We start from the raw sequence: 18,351 nt of genomic DNA, 5'->3' as shown, positions 1-18,351 counted from the left end.
CGGCACACCCCACACCGGCCGCGCGCCCTGGCCCGCGGACGCACGTGGGCGACCAGGGTCTCCCCATCCTCGTCGAACGCCACCCGATCCCGACGGACTTCTCCACTCCGAGCAGGGCAGGCCATACGGTAGTGCTGCGCACGCCGTTCTCCGATCACACAGGTTCCGGTTCATTGACAGTCCAGAACTGTGGGGAACAGCGGGGCCGGTGGATCCAGGCTGAGACGTCGCCTCCTGAAGGTGGTCGGCGAGAACGCCGCGCCCGTCGGTCCTGGCGTCAGCCGTGCTGATAGCGGTCGATGACGATCTCCACCAGTTCCGCGGCGGGCGGCTCGGCGGCGGAGAGCAGGGGCGGGGTCACCGCGTCGGCGCCGCAGACCATGGCGAGGTCGGCGAAGTAGCCCGGCGCGAGGAGGTAGGAGACCACGACCACGCGAGCATCCCCCCCGGACCGCGCGGCTCGAACGGCGTCGGCGAGCGAGGGGGCGGCCGCCGAGAGAAAGGCAGCCTGGACGGGCCTGTCGATGAGCTCACCCAGGAGGGCCGCCTGCGCCACGCAGTCGGCGACGGCACGAGCGTCCGTGGACCCGGCTGCGACCATGATGACGACGTCGTCGGCGCCCGCTCCGACCGCCTCGAGGCGGCGAGCCATCACCCGGGCCAGCCGCACATCGGGGCCGAGCGCACGACACACCGTCACGCCGGGACGGTTCGCTGCCTCGACGAGATCGACGTGGACATGGAACCCGGCTGAGAGGAGCAGCGGCACGATCCGGGCCTTGCGAGGACCGACGTCCCTCAGGACGGCAGGCACGTCAGGTTGCTCGACGTCGATGAACGCCGGGTGGACGCTGAGGTGCGGTGCGCTCGACGACACCGCGGCCACCAGCCGCTCGATGGCGTCGTGCCCCTGCGGGGAGGAGGTGCCGTGGGATGCGGCGATGAGCACATCTGTCATGGAGTCATCATGGGGCCTCACCGGGCGGCGCGATGTGCGTGAACGACCCGTTACGCCCGAGTCACCAGCGGACACGAAGACGAAACACGGATCTCTTAGTCTCAGAGCCTGCCCAACGGCACCGAGGCACCTGGAGGCACTCCCTGCTGATCGACGTCGACCTCAACGACGCCCCGGTGGCCGTTCTCGGCAGCGCGAGCGACGCCCGACGTGCCCTGCGCCGATACCGCGCAGGGGGGGCCGTCGTCGAGCACTGGGCCCTGCCCGGTCCCGGCCTGGCCGAGAGCCTTCAGCGAGCGTCCCTGGTCGTCATCGCCACCCGTGATCCTCTGTGGGACGACGTCATTGCGACCACCCGGTGCGCCACACCCGTCATCAGGCACGCTCCTGCCAGCAGCATCGGTCACATCACGCTGGTCGGCGGCGGACCCGGTGCCCCCGAGCTGATGACCGTCGCCGCCAGGGCGGCGCTCGGCGACGCGGACGTCGTCTTCTGTGACCGGCTCGGGCCGCGCTCGGCCGTCCGGGAGATGGCGGTCGGCGCCGAGATCGTCGACGTCGGCAAGCGTCCCGGGCACCACGCCGTCCCACAGGAGCAGATCGAGCGACTCATGGTCGAGCGGGCGCTACGGGGCGAGCACGTCGTCCGCCTCAAGGGGGGCGACCCCTTCGTCCTGGGTCGAGGCCGCGAGGAGGTCGAGGCCGCCCTGGCCGAGGGCATCCACGTGTCCGTCATCCCCGGCGTCACCTCGGCCATCGCCGCGCCGAGCGCAGCCGGCATCCCGGTGACCTACCGGGGGGTCAGCCAGCTCTTCACGGTCCTGTCGGGCCACACGGCGCCCACCGAGGAGCAGTGCCGTCAGCTGAAGGCTCTCGGAGGCACCGTGGTGATCCTGATGGGAGTCGGGACGGTCCACCGGACGGCCGCGGCCCTGGTCGCGGCAGGCATGGCCGGCACCACCCCGGTTGGAATCATCGAGCGGGCGCACACCCCTGAGCAGCGCACCACCGTGTGCACGCTGGAGGACCTCTCGGCCAACGTCGCGCGCGTCGGCTGCGCGTCGCCGGCCGTCATCGTCATCGGAGACGTCGTGCGGCTGGCCCACTGCTGGCCCCCCGAGTTCGCCACCAGCGCAGCCACCTTCGCCACCGACACGGCCGAGCGCCGGTCATGACGACCCCGGCCCCGACGCCTCACCCGGAACAGGTCGGCTTCAGTGCGGACCTGCTGTCGGGCTTCAGGATCGGCGTGACGTCCGATCGGCGGTCCGAGGACCTCATCTCCGCCCTGGAGCGACGTGGCGCGACCGTCCTGCACGCGCCGGCCCTGCGGATCGCTCCGCTCGACCGGGACGAGCTGCTGCTCGCAGACACCCAGGCCGTGCTGGCAGCCGAACCCGACGTCGTGCTGGTGACCACGGCATACGGGCTGCGTCGGTGGGTGGAGGCCGCGGACGCGATCGGTCTGGGCGAGGCCCTGCACGCCACCCTCTCTGCCGCAACGATGCTCGTGCGCGGCCCCAAGGCCAGGGGGGCGGTGCGAGCGGCGGGCCTGAGCGACGACGGCATCGCGGGGGACGAGCGGACCGCGACCCTGGTCGACATGGTCCTGGCGCACGGCGTCGCCGGCCGCACCGTCGTCGTGCAGCTGCACGGCTACGCGGACGTCGAGCAGCTGGGTCGGCTCGAGCGCGCCGGGGCGACCGTGCTCACCGTCGCGCCCTACCGATGGGTCGCCCCCAGTGACGGCGACCGTCTTCCCCGGCTCATTGATGCCATCTGTGCCGGCAACCTCGACGCGGTGACTTTCACCAGCGCCCCGGCCGTCGACGCCCTCTTCAGTGGGGCTGCCGAGCTCGGAGTCCTGGACCAGCTGATCCTGATGTTGCGCGGGGACGTGGTTGCTGCGGCAGTGGGGCCGGTCACCGCCGCGCCTCTGCTGCACGTCGGCATCGTCCCGATCGTGCCTGACCGCTACCGGCTCGGCGCCCTCATCCGCCTCGTCTGCGAACACCTCGCGACCCAACGGGTCACCCGCGTGACCACGGCGTTGGGTGCGATCGAGGTCCGTGGGCGGACCGTGCGGCTCGGCGAGGACGTAGCCGTCCTGGCGCCGGGCCCGCTCGCGATCTTCCGCGCCCTGCTCGACAGACCGGGCACGGTGCTCTCCCGTGAGCAGCTCGCGACCCGTCTTCCCGAGGCGGAGAACGAACACGCCCTGGACATGGCCATGAGCCGGTTGCGGGCAGCGCTGCCGGATCCCGCCCTGGTCTCGACGGTGGTCAAGCGCGGATACCGGCTCAACGTCTGACGGATGGCCCGGGAGGGCCCGAATGGCCCGAATGGCCGCCGCCGCCGGAGGTCGACAGCGGACCCCATCGATCACGCGGCCGTGTCGGCGCTGGCTGAGCGCTCGACACCCAGCAGCACGGCGCCCAGCTTGACGCGGACGGCGAACGTCGGCAGGGCCACCCCGTCGTCGTCCATGGCCCGGCCGTCGCGAAGGGAGAACACCTGTTTCAGCAGCGGTGACGCCACGGTCGCCTCGCCCGCGCGATCACCGGTGAGCCCGCGCGAGATGACCGCGGCGCCGCTGTAGGGGTCGATGTTGCCGACGCAGTAGAGCATTCCCGAGGGCAGCAGGAACACGGCCGCCTGACGACGGTCAGGCAGCAGCACCGCGACGCCTCGTCCTGGCACGAGGGCCCGCAGGTCGCACACGCCGAGCCAGTCCCGTCGGCGGGCGTCGGGCAGCACGCCGGGCCGGACCACCAGTCGGGGCGAGCTGTGAGTGTCCATCGAAGAGAGTCCTCTCGTGTGCAGATCGTGGGGTTCAGTGGCTCGGACGGGCTGAGGGCAGTCCGAGCAGGACCGGCACCTTGCGCGGCCCGGAGCTGTCGAGGGCGATCGTGGGGTCCGACTCGTCGGGGACATTGACGAAGGAGACGAAGCGCGACAACTTCTCGGGGTCCTCCAGCACGGCCGCCCACTCGTCCCGGTAGCCCTCGACGTGGCGCTCGACGGCGGCTTCGAGGTCGGCGGCGATGCCCAGCGAGTCCGCGCAGACGACCTCGCGCAGGTGCTCGATCCCGCCCTCCATCCCCTCCAGCCAAGGCGCGGTCCGTTGGAGCCGGTCGGCGGTGCGGACGTAGAACATGAGGAACCGGTCGATGTAAGTCACCAGCGTCGCCTCGTCGAGGTCGGAGGCGAGGAGCACTGCGTGCTTCGGGGTCTGGCCGCCGTTGCCGGCGACGTAAAGGTTCCAGCCCTTGTCGGTCGCGATGATCCCGACGTCCTTGCCGCGGGCCTCGGCGCACTCGCGGGTGCAGCCCGAGACACCGAACTTGAGCTTGTGGGGTGACCGGAGTCCCCGGTAGCGCAGCTCGAGCGACACGGCCATCGCGACCGCGTCCTGGACGCCGTAGCGACACCACGACGAGCCGACGCACGACTTCACGGTGCGCAACGACTTGCCGTAGGCCTGCCCTGACTCCATCCCGGCGTCCACGAGCCGTCGCCAGATCGGTGGCAGCTGCTCGACCCGGGCCCCGAAGAGGTCGATGCGTTGTCCCCCGGTCACCTTGACGTAGAGGTCGAAGTCCCGGGCGATCTCGCCGATGACGATGAGCTGCTCCGCCGTGACCTCTCCGCCCGGCATCCGCGGGACGACGGAGTAGGTGCCGTTCTTCTGGATGTTGGCCAGGAAGTGGTCGTTGCTGTCCTGCAGGCCCGCCTGCTCGCCGTCGAGGATGTGCGCGCTCGAGGTCGAGGCGAGGATGGACGCCACGGTCGGCTTGCAGATCTCGCACCCCTCCCCGGTGCCGTGTCGGGCCACGAGCTCGCTGAAGGTGCGGATCCCCGTGGCGGCGACGACCTCGAACAGGTCCGCGCGCGACTGCGAGAAGTGCTCGCACAGGGCCGTGGACAGCACGACGCCGGAGTCGACGAGCAGCCTCTTCACCGAGGGGAGGCAGCCACCGCAGGTCGTCCCGGCACTGGTGCAGCCCTTGATCGCCGCGAGGTCGCACGCACCGTCGGTGATGGCGGCGCAGATGCTCCCCTTGGCGACACCGTTGCACGAGCAGATGATCGCGTCGTCGGGCAGCTCAGACGACAGATCCGCTCCCCCGTCGCCGGCCGGGGAGATCAGGGCTGCGGGATCACCGGGGACCTCGCGACCGACGAAAGACCTCAGGGTGGTGTATGCCGTGGCGTCGCCGACGAGGATGCCACCGAGGAGGGTCCTGGCGTCGTCGGAGAGGACGACCTTCGCGTAGGTGCCGCGTGCCGCGTCGCTGTGGACGATCTCGAGCGCCCCCGGCGTCGCGCCCATCGCGTCACCGAAGGAGGCGACGTCGACCCCGAGCAGCTTGAGCTTGGTGGACATGTCCGCACCCGGGAAGCTCGCCTCGCCGCCGAGGATCCGGTCGGCCACGATCTCGGCGGTCGCATAACCCGGCGCGACGAGCCCGTAACAGCGACCCTCGACCGCTGCGCACTCACCGACGGCCCAGATCGCCTCGTCCTCGGTGCGGCAGCTGAGGTCGGTGAGGATGCCGCCGCGCTCGCCGACACCCAGACCGCTCTCGCGGGCCAGTGCGTCCTGGGGGCGGACCCCGGCCGAGAAGACGAGGAGGTCGGTCTCGATCACCCTGCCGTCGGACAGCTCGACCTGCAGGACGTCTCCCTCGGGGCGGTCGACCGCCGTGATGGCCGACGTGCCGACGCCCGTGTAGGCCGTCACACCGAGATCCCCGATGAGTCTCTCGAGGACCGCCCCGCCCCCGGCGTCGACCTGTAGCGGCATGAGCCGGGGAGCGAACTCGACGACGTGCGGTTCGATCCCGAGCAGGCGCAGCGCATTGGCGGCTTCGAGGCCGAGGAGACCACCACCGACGACGACCCCTCGCGCCACCCGGCCCGACTGGCCCGGCTGCTGCGGCTGCACCGGCCTCGCGAGCACCGCCTCCGCGCGGGCCCGGATGGCGTCGAGGTCGTCGAGGGTGCGATAGACGAAGCAGTGCTCGAGGTCCGCGCCCGGCACGGGTGGCACGAAGGGATAGGAACCGGTCGCCAGGACGAGGGCGTCGTAGCCGATCCGCTCCCCCGCTGTCGTGACCACCTCGCGTCCGTCGCGGTCGATGCGAGCGGCCGGGGAGCCCAGGCGCAGCTCGACGAGGGCGTCCCCGGCGTAGTCGTTGTTCGCCAGGGCGAGCTGGGCCCGGTCCCAGCTGCCGACGTAGGACGACAGGCCGACGCGGTCGTAGGCGGCCACCGACTCCTCGGCCAGGACGACCACCCGCCACCGGTCGGCCTCGTCCCTGGAGCGGATCGCCTCGACGAACCGGTGTCCCACCATCCCGTGTCCGATGACGACCGCGGTCGAGACCTCAGCCCCCGGGTGCGGACTCTGCAGGTGACTCATCATGCTGCTCCTTCCGTGAGGGCGGCGGCCGGTGCTGCGGTCAGGGGTGCGGCGTCGGGGCGCCCGTCGCTACTGGCTTGGGGGGCGTCACCCGATCGGGAGTCGTCGACGGCGCGGAGCCATCCACAGATGCCCTCGACCGCGGATCGGCAACCTCCGCATCCCGTTGTCGCGCGAGTGGACTCGGCCATCAGCTCTGCCGTTGTGGCCCCTGACGTCCAGGCGCGGACGAGAGTCTGCTTGGTCACCGAGTTGCAGCGGCAGATCACCGCGGAGCCGGGCATCCGGGCGAGGCTGGCGTTGTCGTGTCGGGTGGGGCCGGCCGCGGTCCGGCCGAGCAGCAGGGCCACCCGGTCCGTGGGCACCACCGCCGCGGAGTCGAAGAGCTGGGTGACGGCGCCGACGGCGTCGCCCCCGCCGAGCATGATGGCCCCGACGATGCGGTCGTCGCGCAGCACCAGCTTGGCGTAGCGCCCCCGTGCGGGATCCACGATCGAGACGACCTCGTGCCCGAGGTCGTGGGGTCCTGAGGTGATGTCGCCCATGCTGGCCAGGTCGATGTCGTGGGCCTTGAGCCGGGTCGAGGTTCTCGTTCCCTCGTAGCGCGCCTGAGGATCCGTCCGGGTGAGCACGTCAGCGAGGACACTGGCCTGCTCCCATCCGGGTTGGACGAGCCCGTGGACCACCCCCCGGTGCTCGACGCACTCCCCGACGGCCCACACGTGATCGAGAGACGTGCGCATCTGGTCGTCGACGACGACGGCCCGACCCACGTGCGCGCCCATGGCACGGGCCAGATCGACCCGGGGGGCGATCCCGGTGGTCACCACGAGGAGGTCGCACGGCAGATCCGTGCCGTCATCGAGGACGACCGAGCGCGCGGACCCCGTGCTGCCGGAGCGGAAGGCCGTCACGCGGCGCCCGAGCACGACCGTCGAGCCGGTCTGGCGCAGCACCCGGGCGAAGACCGCCCCCCCGTCACCGTCGAGCTGACGGTCCATCGGGTGGGCGGCCGGATGGACAACGGTGACGTCGAGGCCACGCAGGAGCAGTCCGCGGGCAGCCTCGATGCCCAGGAGGCCGCCGCCCAGCACCACGGCGTGTGCGGCGCTCTTGGCGGCGGCAACGATCCGGGTGCAGTCGTCGACGGTCCGGAAGGCGATGGCTCCCTCGGCGAGCCGGGTCGGTGCCTGCGGGTCCGGAACGAGCCCGGGCACCGGTGGGATGAAGGACGTGCTGCCCGTCGCGAGCACCAGCTCGTCCCACTCCAGGACCTGCGTCGTCTGCGTCAGCGGCGAGCCGTCGGGTCCCACCCGGCATACCCGTGCCCGGCGATCCGCCAGGTCCACCGAGACCACGCGCTGTCCGGCCTGCACCTCGACACCGCTGGTGTCCCACCACCCGTCGGGCTTGAGCCGGGTCTCGCGCGGGGTCACCGACCCGGCGACCACATTGGACAGCAGGATCCGGTTGTATGCCGGGTGGGCCTCCTCGCCGATGACCGTCACGTGGACCTCGGCGCCTCGCGGGTCGCGGTGGCGCAGGTCCTCGGCGAGCCGAGCGCCCGCCATCCCGTTGCCGACGACGAGCACGCGTCGTGGTGTCATCGCATGCCCTCCAGCCGGACCGCGCACGCCTTGAACTCTGGCATCCGGCTCGTCGGGTCGAGCGCCGGGTTGGTGAGTAGGTTCGCGCTGCCGAGGCCGCCCCAGTGGAACGGCAGGAAGACGGTGTCGAGGCGCATGTCGCCGTCGCACCGTGCCAGTGCGCGGGTCCGGCCCCGACGGCTGACAACGTCCACGGGCTCGCCGTCGACCACGCCTGACCTGGCGGCGGTGTCGGGGTGCAGCTGGACGAACATCTCCCCCGCCGCCGCGGCGAGCTCGGGGACCCGCCGGGTCTGGGCGCCGGACTGGTAGTGGGCCAGCACCCGCCCGGTGGTCGCCATGAGCGGGTAGTCCTCCCCGGTGCTCTCGTCCGGGCCGACGTGGTCCACCGGGACGAAACGAGCCCGGCCGTCAACGGTGGAGAACTCGTCGAGGAACAGGCGCGGGGTCCCGTCCGGGTGCGCGGGCGAGCATGGCCACTGCAGGTTCTCGCCCGCGTCGAGGCGCGCCCAGGTGACGGCGGAGTAGTCCGCCGGGCCACCCGCCGACGCACGACACAGCTCGTCGAAGACCACTTCGGGGTCGGTGGGAAACCGCTCTGCCGGCTGGCCGAGGCGCATCGCGAGCTCCTGCCAGATCTCCAGCTCGCCGCGGGCCTGCCCGGGTGGCGTCAGGGCCCGGCGCCGGCGCAGGATCCGACCCTCGAGGTTGGTGATGGTGCCCTCCTCCTCGGCCCACTGCAGGACGGGCAGGACGACGTCGGCCAGGGCTGCCGTCTCGGAGAGGACGAAGTCGCAGACCACGAGCAGGTCCAGGGCCCCGAGTCTGCGGGCCACGTGGGACGAGCGTGGGGCGGAGACGACCGGGTTCGACCCGTGGATCATCAAGGCGGTCGGACCCTCGGGTTGTCCGAGTGCGTCGAGGAGCTCGTAGGCGCTGCGACCGGGCCCCGGAAGATCGGCGGGCTTGATGCCCCAGACGCCGGCGACGTGCGCGCGCGCCGCCGGGTCGTCGATCCTGCGGTAACCGGGCAGCTGGTCGGCCTTCTGCCCGTGCTCGCGCCCACCCTGGCCGTTGCCCTGCCCCGTCACCGTCCCGAAGCCGCTGCCCCGGTTGCCGGGCAGGCCGAGGCAGAGGGCGAGCCCGATGAAGGCGCTGACGGTGTCGGTGCCCGTCACGTGCTGCTCACCGCCGCGGGCGCTGAGGACATAGGCGCCACGCTCGGTGTCCCGGGCCCGGGCCAGCAGGGCCACGGCCCGGCGCATCGACGAGGCGGCCACGCCGGTCACCCGCTCGGTGCGGTCCGGGAACCACTGGCAGGCTATCGACCAGAGGTCCTCCCACCCGTTCGTGCGGGCGGTGACGTAGTCACGGTCGATGAGCCCGTCGACGACCGCGACGTGGATCATCCCGAGCGCCAGGGCAGCGTCGGTGCCGGGGCGCAGCTGGAGGTGGACGCCGCCGCCCTCGAGTGCGAGCGCCGCGGTCGGGGTCAGCCGAGGGTCCGCGACGACTAGGCCACCGGCGTCCGCGGCAGTGACCAGGTGCGTGAGGAACGGGGGCATCGTCTCGGCGGGGTTGGCCCCGAGCAGCAGGACGGCGTGGGCCGAGGAGAGGTCCGTGACCGGGAACGGCAACCCCCGGTCGAGGCCGAAGCAGCGGATGCCGGCGGCTGCCGCCGAGGACATGCACCACCGCCCGTTGTAGTCGATCTGGGCCGTTCCCAGGGCCACCCGGGCGAACTTGCCCAGCTGATAGGCCTTCTCGTTCGTCAGGCCACCTCCGCCGAACAGGGCGACAGCGTCCTTGCCGCCCGCGGCCTGGGCCCTCCTGATGCCGTCTGCGACACGGTCGAGGGCGACCTCCCACGACGTCTCGACGAGCTCCGCCCCCTCGCGCACCAGCGGGGTGACGACCCGTCCGGGGTGGCGCAGCATCTCGGCGCTGGTCCAGCCCTTCTGGCACAGGCCCCCACGGTTCGTGGGGAAGCGACGCGCGCCCACCTTCAGGTCCGACGCCGACGTCCCGGACAGCGTCATCGCACACTGCAGTCCGCAGTAGGGGCAGTGGGTGTCGGTCGTCTGTCGATCGGTCGGCTGTCGATCGGTCAGCTGCGCCGCGGTCATCTGGCCACGAGGTCAGGGGTACCCTGCAGCTGCTCCGGGGCGATGGTGCGGGACCGGCGCACGTAGCAGGTCCACGTGACGACGGCGGCCAGGACGTAGAAGGCTGTGAAGGCCCAGAAGGCCGCCGTGGCGGAGTGGGCCGACCCGGCATACGACGCCCTCAGGACGAGGTTGATGCCGACGCCACCCAGGGCCCCGACGGCCCCGGCGATGCCGATGAGGGCGCCGGACATGGCGCGCGACCAGTGGGTGCGCTGCTCGGGCGAGACCCCGACGAGGTCGTGGCTGCGCCCCTCGAAGATGGCCGGGATCATCTTGTAGACCGAGCCGTTGCCGATCCCCGAGAGGACGAAGAGCAGGATGAACCCGATGATCAGGCCGGCCATCTGGGGACCGCTGGCCGCACCCGGGGTGGCGTCGTCGAGGCTCCCCGCAACGATGAGGAGCCCCCCGGCGGCAACCATGCTCGCGAACGTCACCAGCGTGATCAGGCCTCCTCCCCGGCGGTCGGCCAGGCGTCCGCCCCAGACCCGGCTGATCGAACCGAGGAGGGGACCAATGAAGGCGATCTGGGCCGCGTGCAGGCTGGCGGCGGCCGACTGGGCCGGCGTCGGCGCCTGCCCGCCGGTGAGCTCGGCGAGGAAGCTGATCTGCAGCACCTGGCCGAACGCGAAGCCGAAGCCGATGAACGAGCCGAAGGTCCCCATGTAGAGGAGGGAGATCACCCAGGCGTCCCGGTGGCCAAGGACGTCCTTCATGGCCCGGGTGTTCGCGGTCTGGTGGTCGAGGTTGTCCATGAACACCGCCGCCCCGGTGCTTGCCAGGACGAGCAGGACGAGGTATGCCGCGCAGACCACCTCCGGCCGTCGGTTCCCCAGCGTCGCGATGACGAGCAGGCCCACCAGCTGGACCGCCGGTACCCCGATGTTGCCGCCGCCGGCATTGAGCCCGAGCGCCCATCCCTTCATCCGCTGCGGATAGAAGGCGTTGATGTTCGTCATCGACGAGGCGAAGTTTCCGCCGCCCAGACCGGACAGGCCGGCGACGACGAGGAAGGTGGTGTAGGAGTGGCCCGGGTTGGTCATGAGATACCACGTGGCCGTCGTCGGGAGCAGGAGCGCGACCCCGCTGAACACCGCCCAGTTGCGCCCTCCGAAGCGCGCCGTCGCCACCGTGTAGGGCACCCGCAGCACGGCTCCCACGAGGGTGGGGACCGCGACGAGGAAGAACTTGTCCGCCGGGGTGAAGCCGTAGACCGCTTGGGGCATGAAGAGGACCATGACCGACCAGATCGACCAGATCGAGAAGCCGATGTGCTCGGTGGCGACCGACCAGACGAGGTTGCGGCGGGCGATGTCCTTGTTGCCCGCCTCCCACAGGGCGGTGTCCTCGGGGTCCCAGTCGGTGATCAGCCTCGAGCGGGGCCTCCCGAGTCCCCCTGGACGGGGGGATCGCGAGTTCTCTGACTCTGCAACCGTCTTGGGCGTGTTCACGCGTCCTCCTGATGGTCCCGGTCGTGCGCTTGAGGCCCACGCTAGAGAGCCTTTGTTGCGTGGACACGGCGACCGGTAACCGGCCCGTGAACATGACCTCACACGGTCAGGAGGCCGTCGTGAGAAGGAGTTCGCCGGCGACTTTTCGGCACCGAGGCGAGATGACGCCGGAGAGACGGGACCTTGTGCCCTATGGCGCGGGCGTGTCTTCGCAGAGTCTGGACCGGACGAGCCGACCGGCCGTTCATCTCTAGACGACGGGTACCGACATGAGCACGGCGGCACGCAACGAGGCACGAGCGCTCGGGTCGAGCTCGCCGCGCCCACCCCTCCTCATGCTCGTGCTGGCCACCGTGGGCTTCGCGGTCAACTTCTGGGCGTGGGCGCTGCTCAGCCCACTGGGCCCCCGCTTCAAGGACCTGCTGGGCCTGAGTGGATCGCAGCAGGCCCTGATCGTCGCCGTGCCGGTCATCGTCGGGTCGCTCGGCCGGATCCCGGTGGGGGCGTTGACCGACCGGTTCGGTGGTCGCGTCATGTTTCCGCTCGTGTCGCTCTCGACGATCGTTCCGGTGCTGTTCGTGGGCCTGGCCGGACAGACCTCGATGGTGTCGCTGCTGGTCGGCGGCTTCTTCCTGGGCATCGGCGGGACCGCCTTCGCCGTCGGTATCCCCTTCGTGAACGGCTGGTTCCCCCCGGAGCGTCGCGGCCTGGCGCTGGGGGTGTTCGGAGCCGGCATGGGTGGCACCGCGATCAGCGCCCTGACGACCGTCAAGCTCGTCTCGTCGCAGGGCCCGGCGTCCCCGTTCCTCATCACGGCGCTCGCCCTGGCTGCGTATGCCTCCGTCGCGTGGGTTCTGCTGCGAGACGCCCCGGGGCGGACCGTGCCCACTGAGCCGCTCGGGGCACGACTGGCCGCCACCGCCCGGCTCTCCATCACCTGGCAGGCATCGATCCTCTACGCGGTGGCGTTCGGCGGCTACGTCGCGTTCTCGGTGTATCTGCCCGCCTACCTCAAGACCGCCTACGGCCTCGATCAGGCCGATGCTGCCAACCGGATGGCCGGCTTCGTCCTCGTCGCCGTCATCCTGCGACCGCTGGGGGGCTGGTTGTCCGACCGTCTCGGGCCGATCCCGGTGCTGGCCGCGACCTACGCGGTCGTCACCCTCGGTGCCTCGGTGCAGGCGTTCACCCCCCCGCTGATGCCCGTGGGGACGATCGCCTTCCTGATGATGGCCGGGGCGCTCGGAGCCGGCAGCGGCGCCACGTTCGCCCTCGTCTCCGGCGTTGCGCCGGGCGCCAAGGTGGGCTCCGTCACCGGTCTGGTGGGCGCCGCCGGCGGACTCGGCGGGTTCGTCCCGCCCCTGGTGATGGGCTACGTCTACGGCCTGACCGGCTCCTACGGGCTGGGCCTGGCCCTGCTCGCCGCTGTCGCCGCGGCAACCCTGGCCCTCACCCTCACCGTCGTGCGCAAAGCCGCGGGACCTCACGGCGCCGCGCCGCCCGCACCCGCACCCGCACCGACGATGGTCTCGCCGGCCGTCGAGACACGGTGATGTGCGAGTACTGCGGATGCCAACAGATCTCCGTCATCAACGAACTCACCCGCGAGCACGATGCAGTGGTGGCCGCCATCGGCGAGACCCGCACCCACGTGCAGCACGGCGATCTTGCGGCCGCCGCCCGGAGCTGTCTGCGGATCGCCGCCATCCTTGGGCCACACACGAGGGTCGAGGAGGAGGGACTCTTCCCGTTCCTGACGGCAGACTTCCCCGACCACATCGGTGTCCTGCGCTCCGAGCACCGTCGCGTCGAAGCCGTGCTGTCGGAGTGCGCCACCGGTGTCCCCCGGGACCCCGACTGGCCGACCCGCCTGCAGAGCGCGCTTGACCTGTTGAGAGAACATATCCTCAAGGAGCAGGACGGGCTCTTCCCGGCCGCCCTGGTGGCACTCGACCCCGGCCAGTGGGAGCGTATCGAAGACCTCCGCGTCGCCGCGGGCAGCGGCCTGCTCGCCCCCCACCACGACCACGACCGAGTATGACTCGCGCCCGGCGGAAGGACGATCCATGACCAGCACCGACCCCCGCAGACGCCCCCCGGAGCTCGACGACCCGGTGACGCAGGCGCTGGTGGCCACGAGGCGGTTCTTCACCCGGGCAGAGGTCTCCTCCGACCAGCGCGCACTGCACAAGGTCGGCGGCCGTGACGCCGACACCTTCTACCGCGACCGGTGGTCCCACGACAAGGTGGTCCGCTCCACGCATGGCGTCAACTGCACCGGGTCGTGCTCCTGGAAGGTCTACGTCAAGGACGGCATCATCACCTGGGAGTCACAACAGACCGACTACCCCTCGGTGGGCCCGGATCGACCGGAGTACGAACCTCGGGGCTGCCCCCGAGGTGCCGCCTTCTCCTGGTACACCTACTCCCCCACCCGGGTTCGCTACCCCTACGTGCGCGGGGTCCTGCTCGAGATGTACCGCGAGGCAAGGTCCCGGCTGGGGGATCCGGTCCTGGCGTGGGCCGACGTCGTCGAGGACCCCGTCCGGGCGGCCCGCTACAAGTCGGCCCGCGGCAAGGGCGGACTCGTCCGCGCCTCGTGGGACGAGGCGAGCGAGATCGTCGCCGCCGCCCACGTGCACACGATCAAGCGGTGGGGCCCGGACCGCGTTGCCGGCTTCTCACCCATCCCGGCGATGTCAATGGTCTCCCACGCCTCCGGTGCGAGGTTCGTCAACCTCATCGGGGGGTCCATGCTGAGCTTCTACGACTGGTACGCCGACCTGCCCGTCGCCTCCCCGCAGGTGTTCGGCGACCAGACCGACGTCCCCGAGTCCGGGGACTGGTGGGACGCCGGATACCTCATCATGTGGGGGTCGAACCTCCCGGTCACCCGCACCCCCGACGCGCACTGGATGACCGAGGCGCGCTACCGCGGGCAGAAGGTGATCGCCGTCGCTCCGGACTACGCCGACAACGTCAAGTTCGCGGACGAGTGGCTCGCCCCGCGCCCCGGCACCGACGGCGCCCTCGCGATGGCCATGGGCCACGTGATCCTCAAGGAGTTCTTCGTCGACCGACAGGTCCCCTACTTCAGCGACTACGTCTCGCGCTACACCGACCTCCCGTTCCTCATCAGGCTCGACCCGGTCCCGGGTGGTGGCGACGGGGCCCACCCCGGTGGTGGCGGCGACCCGGCATACGTCTCGGGGAAGTTCCTCACCGCCGAGGATCTCGGCGGCGAGCTGGCCGTCAGCGAGAACGCGGCGTTCAAGACCGTGCTGCTGGACGGCGTGACCGGCGAGCCCGTGGTGCCCAACGGATCGCTCGGCCACCGTTACGGGGACGACGGCATCGGCAAGTGGAACCTTGACCTCGGGGACGTCGTGCCGATGCTCAGCGTCACCGGCGGTGACCTCGCCCCGGTGCAGGTCCAGCTCCCGAGATTCGACGAGCCCACCGGCGCCTCTGCGGTGCTCACTCGGGGCGTCCCGGTCCGACGAGTGAACGGACACCTGGTCACCACGGTGTTCGACCTCATGCTGGCGCAGTACGGGGTGGCCCGCGACGGGATGCCCGGCAGCTGGCCGACGGGATATGACGACGTCGACGAGCCCTACACGCCCGCCTGGCAGGAGGTCGTCACCGGAGTCCCGGCCGCAGCCGCGGCCCGGATCGGCCGGGAGTTCGCCGCCAACGCCGAGGAGTCCACGGGCCGCTCCATGATCATCATGGGCGCCGGGACCAACCACTGGTTCCACTCGGACACGATCTACCGGTCGTTCCTGACGCTGACCAACCTCACCGGCTGCCAGGGGGTCAACGGCGGCGGCTGGGCGCACTACGTGGGCCAGGAGAAGGTCCGCCCGATCACCGGGTTCGGCGTGCTCGCCTTCGCGACCGACTGGGCGCGGCCGCCGCGCCAGATGGCGACGACGTCGTTCTGGTATCTCGCCACCGATCAGTACCGCTACGAGCGCTTCGGCGCCGAGGAGCTGGCCTCGCCCCTGGGCGAGGGGAGGCTGAAGGGCAAGCACTTCGCCGACTGCGTCGCGCAGTCGGCGCGGATGGGCTGGCTGCCGTCCTACCCGTCGCTGAACCGCAACCCGCTGGACCTCTGCGACGAGGCACAGGCGGCGGGCCGCACGCCGCAGGAGCACGTCATCGCCCAGCTGAAGAGCGGCGAACTGCGGTTCGCGGCCGAGGACCCGGACGATCCGGCGAACTTCCCGCGCATCCTCACGCTCTGGCGCGCCAACCTCCTGGGCTCCTCCAGCAAGGGCCATGAGTACTTCCTGCGCCACCTGCTCGGCGTCGACAAGGACGCGATCACGGCGCAGGAGACCGCGCCCGAGGGGCGCCCGCAGGATGTCGTCTGGCGGGACGAGGCGCCGACCGGCAAGCTCGACCTGTTCACGACGATCGACTTCCGGATGAACGGGTCCGCGCTCTACTCGGACATCGTCCTGCCGGCGGCGACCTGGTACGAGAAGAACGACATCGCCAGCACGGACCTCCACCCGTTCGTGCACTCGTTCAACCAGGCCGTGCCGCCGCCGTGGGAGACCCGGACCGACTGGGACGCCTTCAACCGCGTCGCCGCCCAGTTCCAGCGGCTCGCCAAGAAGCACCTCGGCGTGCGCCAGGACCTCGTCGTCGCGCCGCTGCTCCACGACACGCCCGAGGAGCTGGCCCAGCCCGGCGGCGTCGTCCTGGACTGGAAGGCGGGCGAGTGCGAGCCGATTCCCGGGAAGACGATGCCCAAGCTCGTCGTCGTCGAGCGCGACTACGGCACGGTCCACGACAAGATGACCGCGCTCGGCCCGCTCGTCGAGACCGCGGGCATCGCCTGGAAGGGCATCTCCTGGAAGCCCGAGCAGGAGGTCGAGGACCTGCGCCGCCGCAACGGCATCGTGCGCAGCGGGATCGCCGAGGGCCGCCCGCAGATCGTCACCGACATCCACGCGGCCGAGGTCGTGCTGCGGCTGTCGGGCACGACCAACGGGCGCCTGGCCGTCGAGGGCTTCAAGTTCCTGGAGCAGCGGACGGGCACGAAGCTGGCCGACCTGGCCGAGGACCGCGAGGACGAGCGGATCACGATCTCGCAGATGCGGATCCAGCCGCGCAAGGTCATCACCTCGCCGGAGTGGTCGGGGATCGAGAGCCGCACGCGCCGCTACTCGCCGTTCACCGTGAACGTCGAGCGCGACGTGCCGTGGCGCACGCTGACCGGGCGCCAGCACTTCTACCTCGACCACGACTGGATGCTCGAGTTCGGCGAGGGGCTGCCGGCGTATCGCCCGCCGCTGGCCGTCGCGCGCCACGAGCAGGGCGAACTCGAGGTGGGCGACGCCGAGGTGCTCGTCAAGTGGATCACGCCGCACTCCAAGTGGTCGATCCACTCCGAGTTCCAGGACAACCTGCACATGCTCACGCTGTTCCGCGGCGGGCCGGTCGTCTGGCTCGGCCCCGGGGACGCGAAGCGCATCGGCGCGGCCGACAACGACTGGGTCGAGATCGTCAACCGCAACGGCGTCATCGCCTGCCGCGCGGTCGTCTCGCACCGGATCCCGGACGGCAGCGCGTACATGTACCACTCGCAGGACCGGCACATCAACGTGCCGATCAGCGAGACCTCGAAGACCCGCGGCGGCACCGACAACTCCGTCACGCGGATCATGATCAAGCCGACGCATCTGATCGGCGGGTACGCGCAGCTCTCGTACGGCTTCAACTACTACGGGGCGATCGGATCCCAGCGCGACGAGCTGACGATCATCCGCAAGCGCACGTCGGAGGTCACGTACTGATGCGGGTCATGGCCCAGGTCGGGATGGTCATGAACCTCGACAAGTGCATCGGGTGCCACACGTGCTCGGTGACGTGCAAGAACGTCTGGACCAACCGCCAGGGCGCGGAGTACATGTGGTTCAACGACGTCGAGACGAAGCCCGGCGTCGGGTATCCCAAGCGCTGGGAGGACCAGGACAAGTGGAAGGGCGGCTGGGAGCTCGACCGCCGCGGGAAGCTGCGCCTGAAGGCCGGTGGCCCGCTGCGCAAGCTCGCCTCGATCTTCGCCAACCCGGACCTGCCCGAACTCGACGACTACTACGAGCCGTGGACCTACGACTTCCAGTCGCTGTTCAGCCCGCGGCGTCAGGAGCACCAGCCCGTCGCGCGGCCGATCTCCAAGGTCACGGGCGACCCGCTGGATCTGAAGTGGGGACCCAACTGGGAGGACGACCTGGGCGGCGGGCCCGACCAGGTCCGGCTCGACCCGAACCTGCGCGACGGCGTCGAGGAGCAGGTGCGGGCCGACTACGAGTCGGTCTTCATGATGTACCTCCCGCGCATCTGCGAGCACTGCCTGAACCCGGCGTGCGTCGCGTCCTGCCCGTCGGGCGCGATGTACAAGCGCGAGGAGGACGGGATCGTCCTCGTCGATCAGGAGAAGTGCCGCGGCTGGCGCATGTGCGTCAGCGGCTGTCCGTATAAAAAGATTTATTACAACTGGAAGAGTGGCAAGGCGGAAAAGTGTACTTTCTGCTACCCACGCATCGAAGCGGGCGAGCCGACCGTATGCTCTGAAACCTGTGTAGGGCGCATTCGCTATCTTGGCGTATTGCTGTACGACGCGGATCGCATTCAACAAGCGGCGAGCGTTGAACATGACCGTGATCTGTATCAGGCGCAGCTCGACATCTTCATGGACCCGTTCGACCCGAAGGTGATCGAGCAGGCC

12 protein-coding genes and 1 pseudogene are annotated in these 18,351 nt (G+C 70.7%); 6 read left to right on the top strand and 7 right to left on the bottom strand.

Features of this window, described 5'->3' with window-relative positions:
• Positions 1–142 (bottom strand): annotated as a pseudogene (locus tag ACLL9L_RS13025) (ISL3 family transposase); the annotation flags it as partial.
• 135 nt (positions 143–277) lie between these two features.
• Positions 278–958 carry a sirohydrochlorin chelatase gene (locus ACLL9L_RS13020; protein ID WP_411285087.1) on the bottom strand — a complete coding sequence of 227 codons (681 nt, stop codon included), beginning with the start codon at positions 956–958 and terminating at the stop codon, positions 278–280.
• Between the two features lie 176 nt (positions 959–1,134).
• On the opposite strand from ACLL9L_RS13020, the gene cobA reads away from it, so the two are divergent.
• Both cobA and ACLL9L_RS13010 read left to right on the top strand, forming a co-directional pair.
• A complete protein-coding gene (cobA, locus tag ACLL9L_RS13015) occupies positions 1,135–2,133 on the top strand; it encodes a uroporphyrinogen-III C-methyltransferase (protein WP_411285086.1) in 999 nt (332 codons plus the stop codon).
• On the top strand, positions 2,130–3,269 hold the full coding sequence (locus ACLL9L_RS13010) for a uroporphyrinogen-III synthase (protein ID WP_411285085.1): 1,140 nt from the start codon (positions 2,130–2,132) through the stop codon (positions 3,267–3,269). Before cobA ends, ACLL9L_RS13010 begins: the two co-directional genes overlap by 4 nt.
• Positions 3,270–3,340: 71 nt before the next feature.
• Here ACLL9L_RS13010 and nirD read toward each other — a convergent pair whose 3' ends face one another.
• From nirD to ACLL9L_RS12985, 5 genes are read right to left on the bottom strand one after another with little or no spacing between them, the layout of a single operon-like run.
• The gene (nirD, locus tag ACLL9L_RS13005; RefSeq protein ID WP_411285084.1) at positions 3,341–3,757 is read right to left on the bottom strand and encodes a nitrite reductase small subunit NirD; all 417 of its coding nucleotides are present in this window, start codon (positions 3,755–3,757) and stop codon (positions 3,341–3,343) included.
• Positions 3,758–3,791: 34 nt separating this feature from the next.
• Entirely contained in the window at positions 3,792–6,383 is a 2,592-nt protein-coding gene (gene nirB / locus ACLL9L_RS13000) for a nitrite reductase large subunit NirB (protein ID WP_411285083.1), read from the bottom strand.
• A complete protein-coding gene (locus ACLL9L_RS12995) occupies positions 6,383–7,990 on the bottom strand; it encodes an FAD-dependent oxidoreductase (RefSeq protein ID WP_411285082.1) in 1,608 nt (535 codons plus the stop codon). The genes nirB and ACLL9L_RS12995 overlap by 1 nt, the downstream gene beginning before the upstream one ends.
• Positions 7,987–10,116 carry a molybdopterin oxidoreductase family protein gene (locus ACLL9L_RS12990; RefSeq protein WP_411285081.1) on the bottom strand — a complete coding sequence of 710 codons (2,130 nt, stop codon included), beginning with the start codon at positions 10,114–10,116 and terminating at the stop codon, positions 7,987–7,989. The genes ACLL9L_RS12995 and ACLL9L_RS12990 overlap by 4 nt, the downstream gene beginning before the upstream one ends.
• Entirely contained in the window at positions 10,113–11,609 is a 1,497-nt protein-coding gene (locus ACLL9L_RS12985) for an MFS transporter (RefSeq protein WP_411285080.1), read from the bottom strand. Before ACLL9L_RS12985 ends, ACLL9L_RS12990 begins: the two co-directional genes overlap by 4 nt.
• A gap of 269 nt (positions 11,610–11,878) precedes the next feature.
• Here ACLL9L_RS12985 and ACLL9L_RS12980 point away from each other — a divergent pair, with 269 nt between their 5' ends.
• The 4 genes from ACLL9L_RS12980 to narH form a co-directional block, all read left to right on the top strand.
• Positions 11,879–13,162, top strand: a complete 1,284-nt coding sequence (locus ACLL9L_RS12980; RefSeq protein WP_411285079.1) for a nitrate/nitrite transporter — start codon at positions 11,879–11,881, stop codon at positions 13,160–13,162.
• Positions 13,162–13,650, top strand: a complete 489-nt coding sequence (locus tag ACLL9L_RS12975) for a hemerythrin domain-containing protein (protein WP_411285078.1) — start codon at positions 13,162–13,164, stop codon at positions 13,648–13,650. The genes ACLL9L_RS12980 and ACLL9L_RS12975 overlap by 1 nt, the downstream gene beginning before the upstream one ends.
• Before the next feature lie 25 nt (positions 13,651–13,675).
• On the top strand, positions 13,676–17,419 hold the full coding sequence (locus tag ACLL9L_RS12970) for a nitrate reductase subunit alpha (RefSeq protein ID WP_411285077.1): 3,744 nt from the start codon (positions 13,676–13,678) through the stop codon (positions 17,417–17,419).
• Positions 17,419–18,351 (top strand): nitrate reductase subunit beta (narH, locus tag ACLL9L_RS12965; RefSeq protein WP_411285076.1); only part of this gene is annotated, 933 nt, incomplete at its 3' end. The genes ACLL9L_RS12970 and narH, both read left to right, overlap by 1 nt.

Source organism: Lapillicoccus sp. (assembly GCF_046595215.1).
Taxonomy (GTDB): domain Bacteria; phylum Actinomycetota; class Actinomycetes; order Actinomycetales; family Dermatophilaceae; genus Lapillicoccus.
This window is presented reverse-complemented; position numbering and strand designations above follow the sequence as displayed.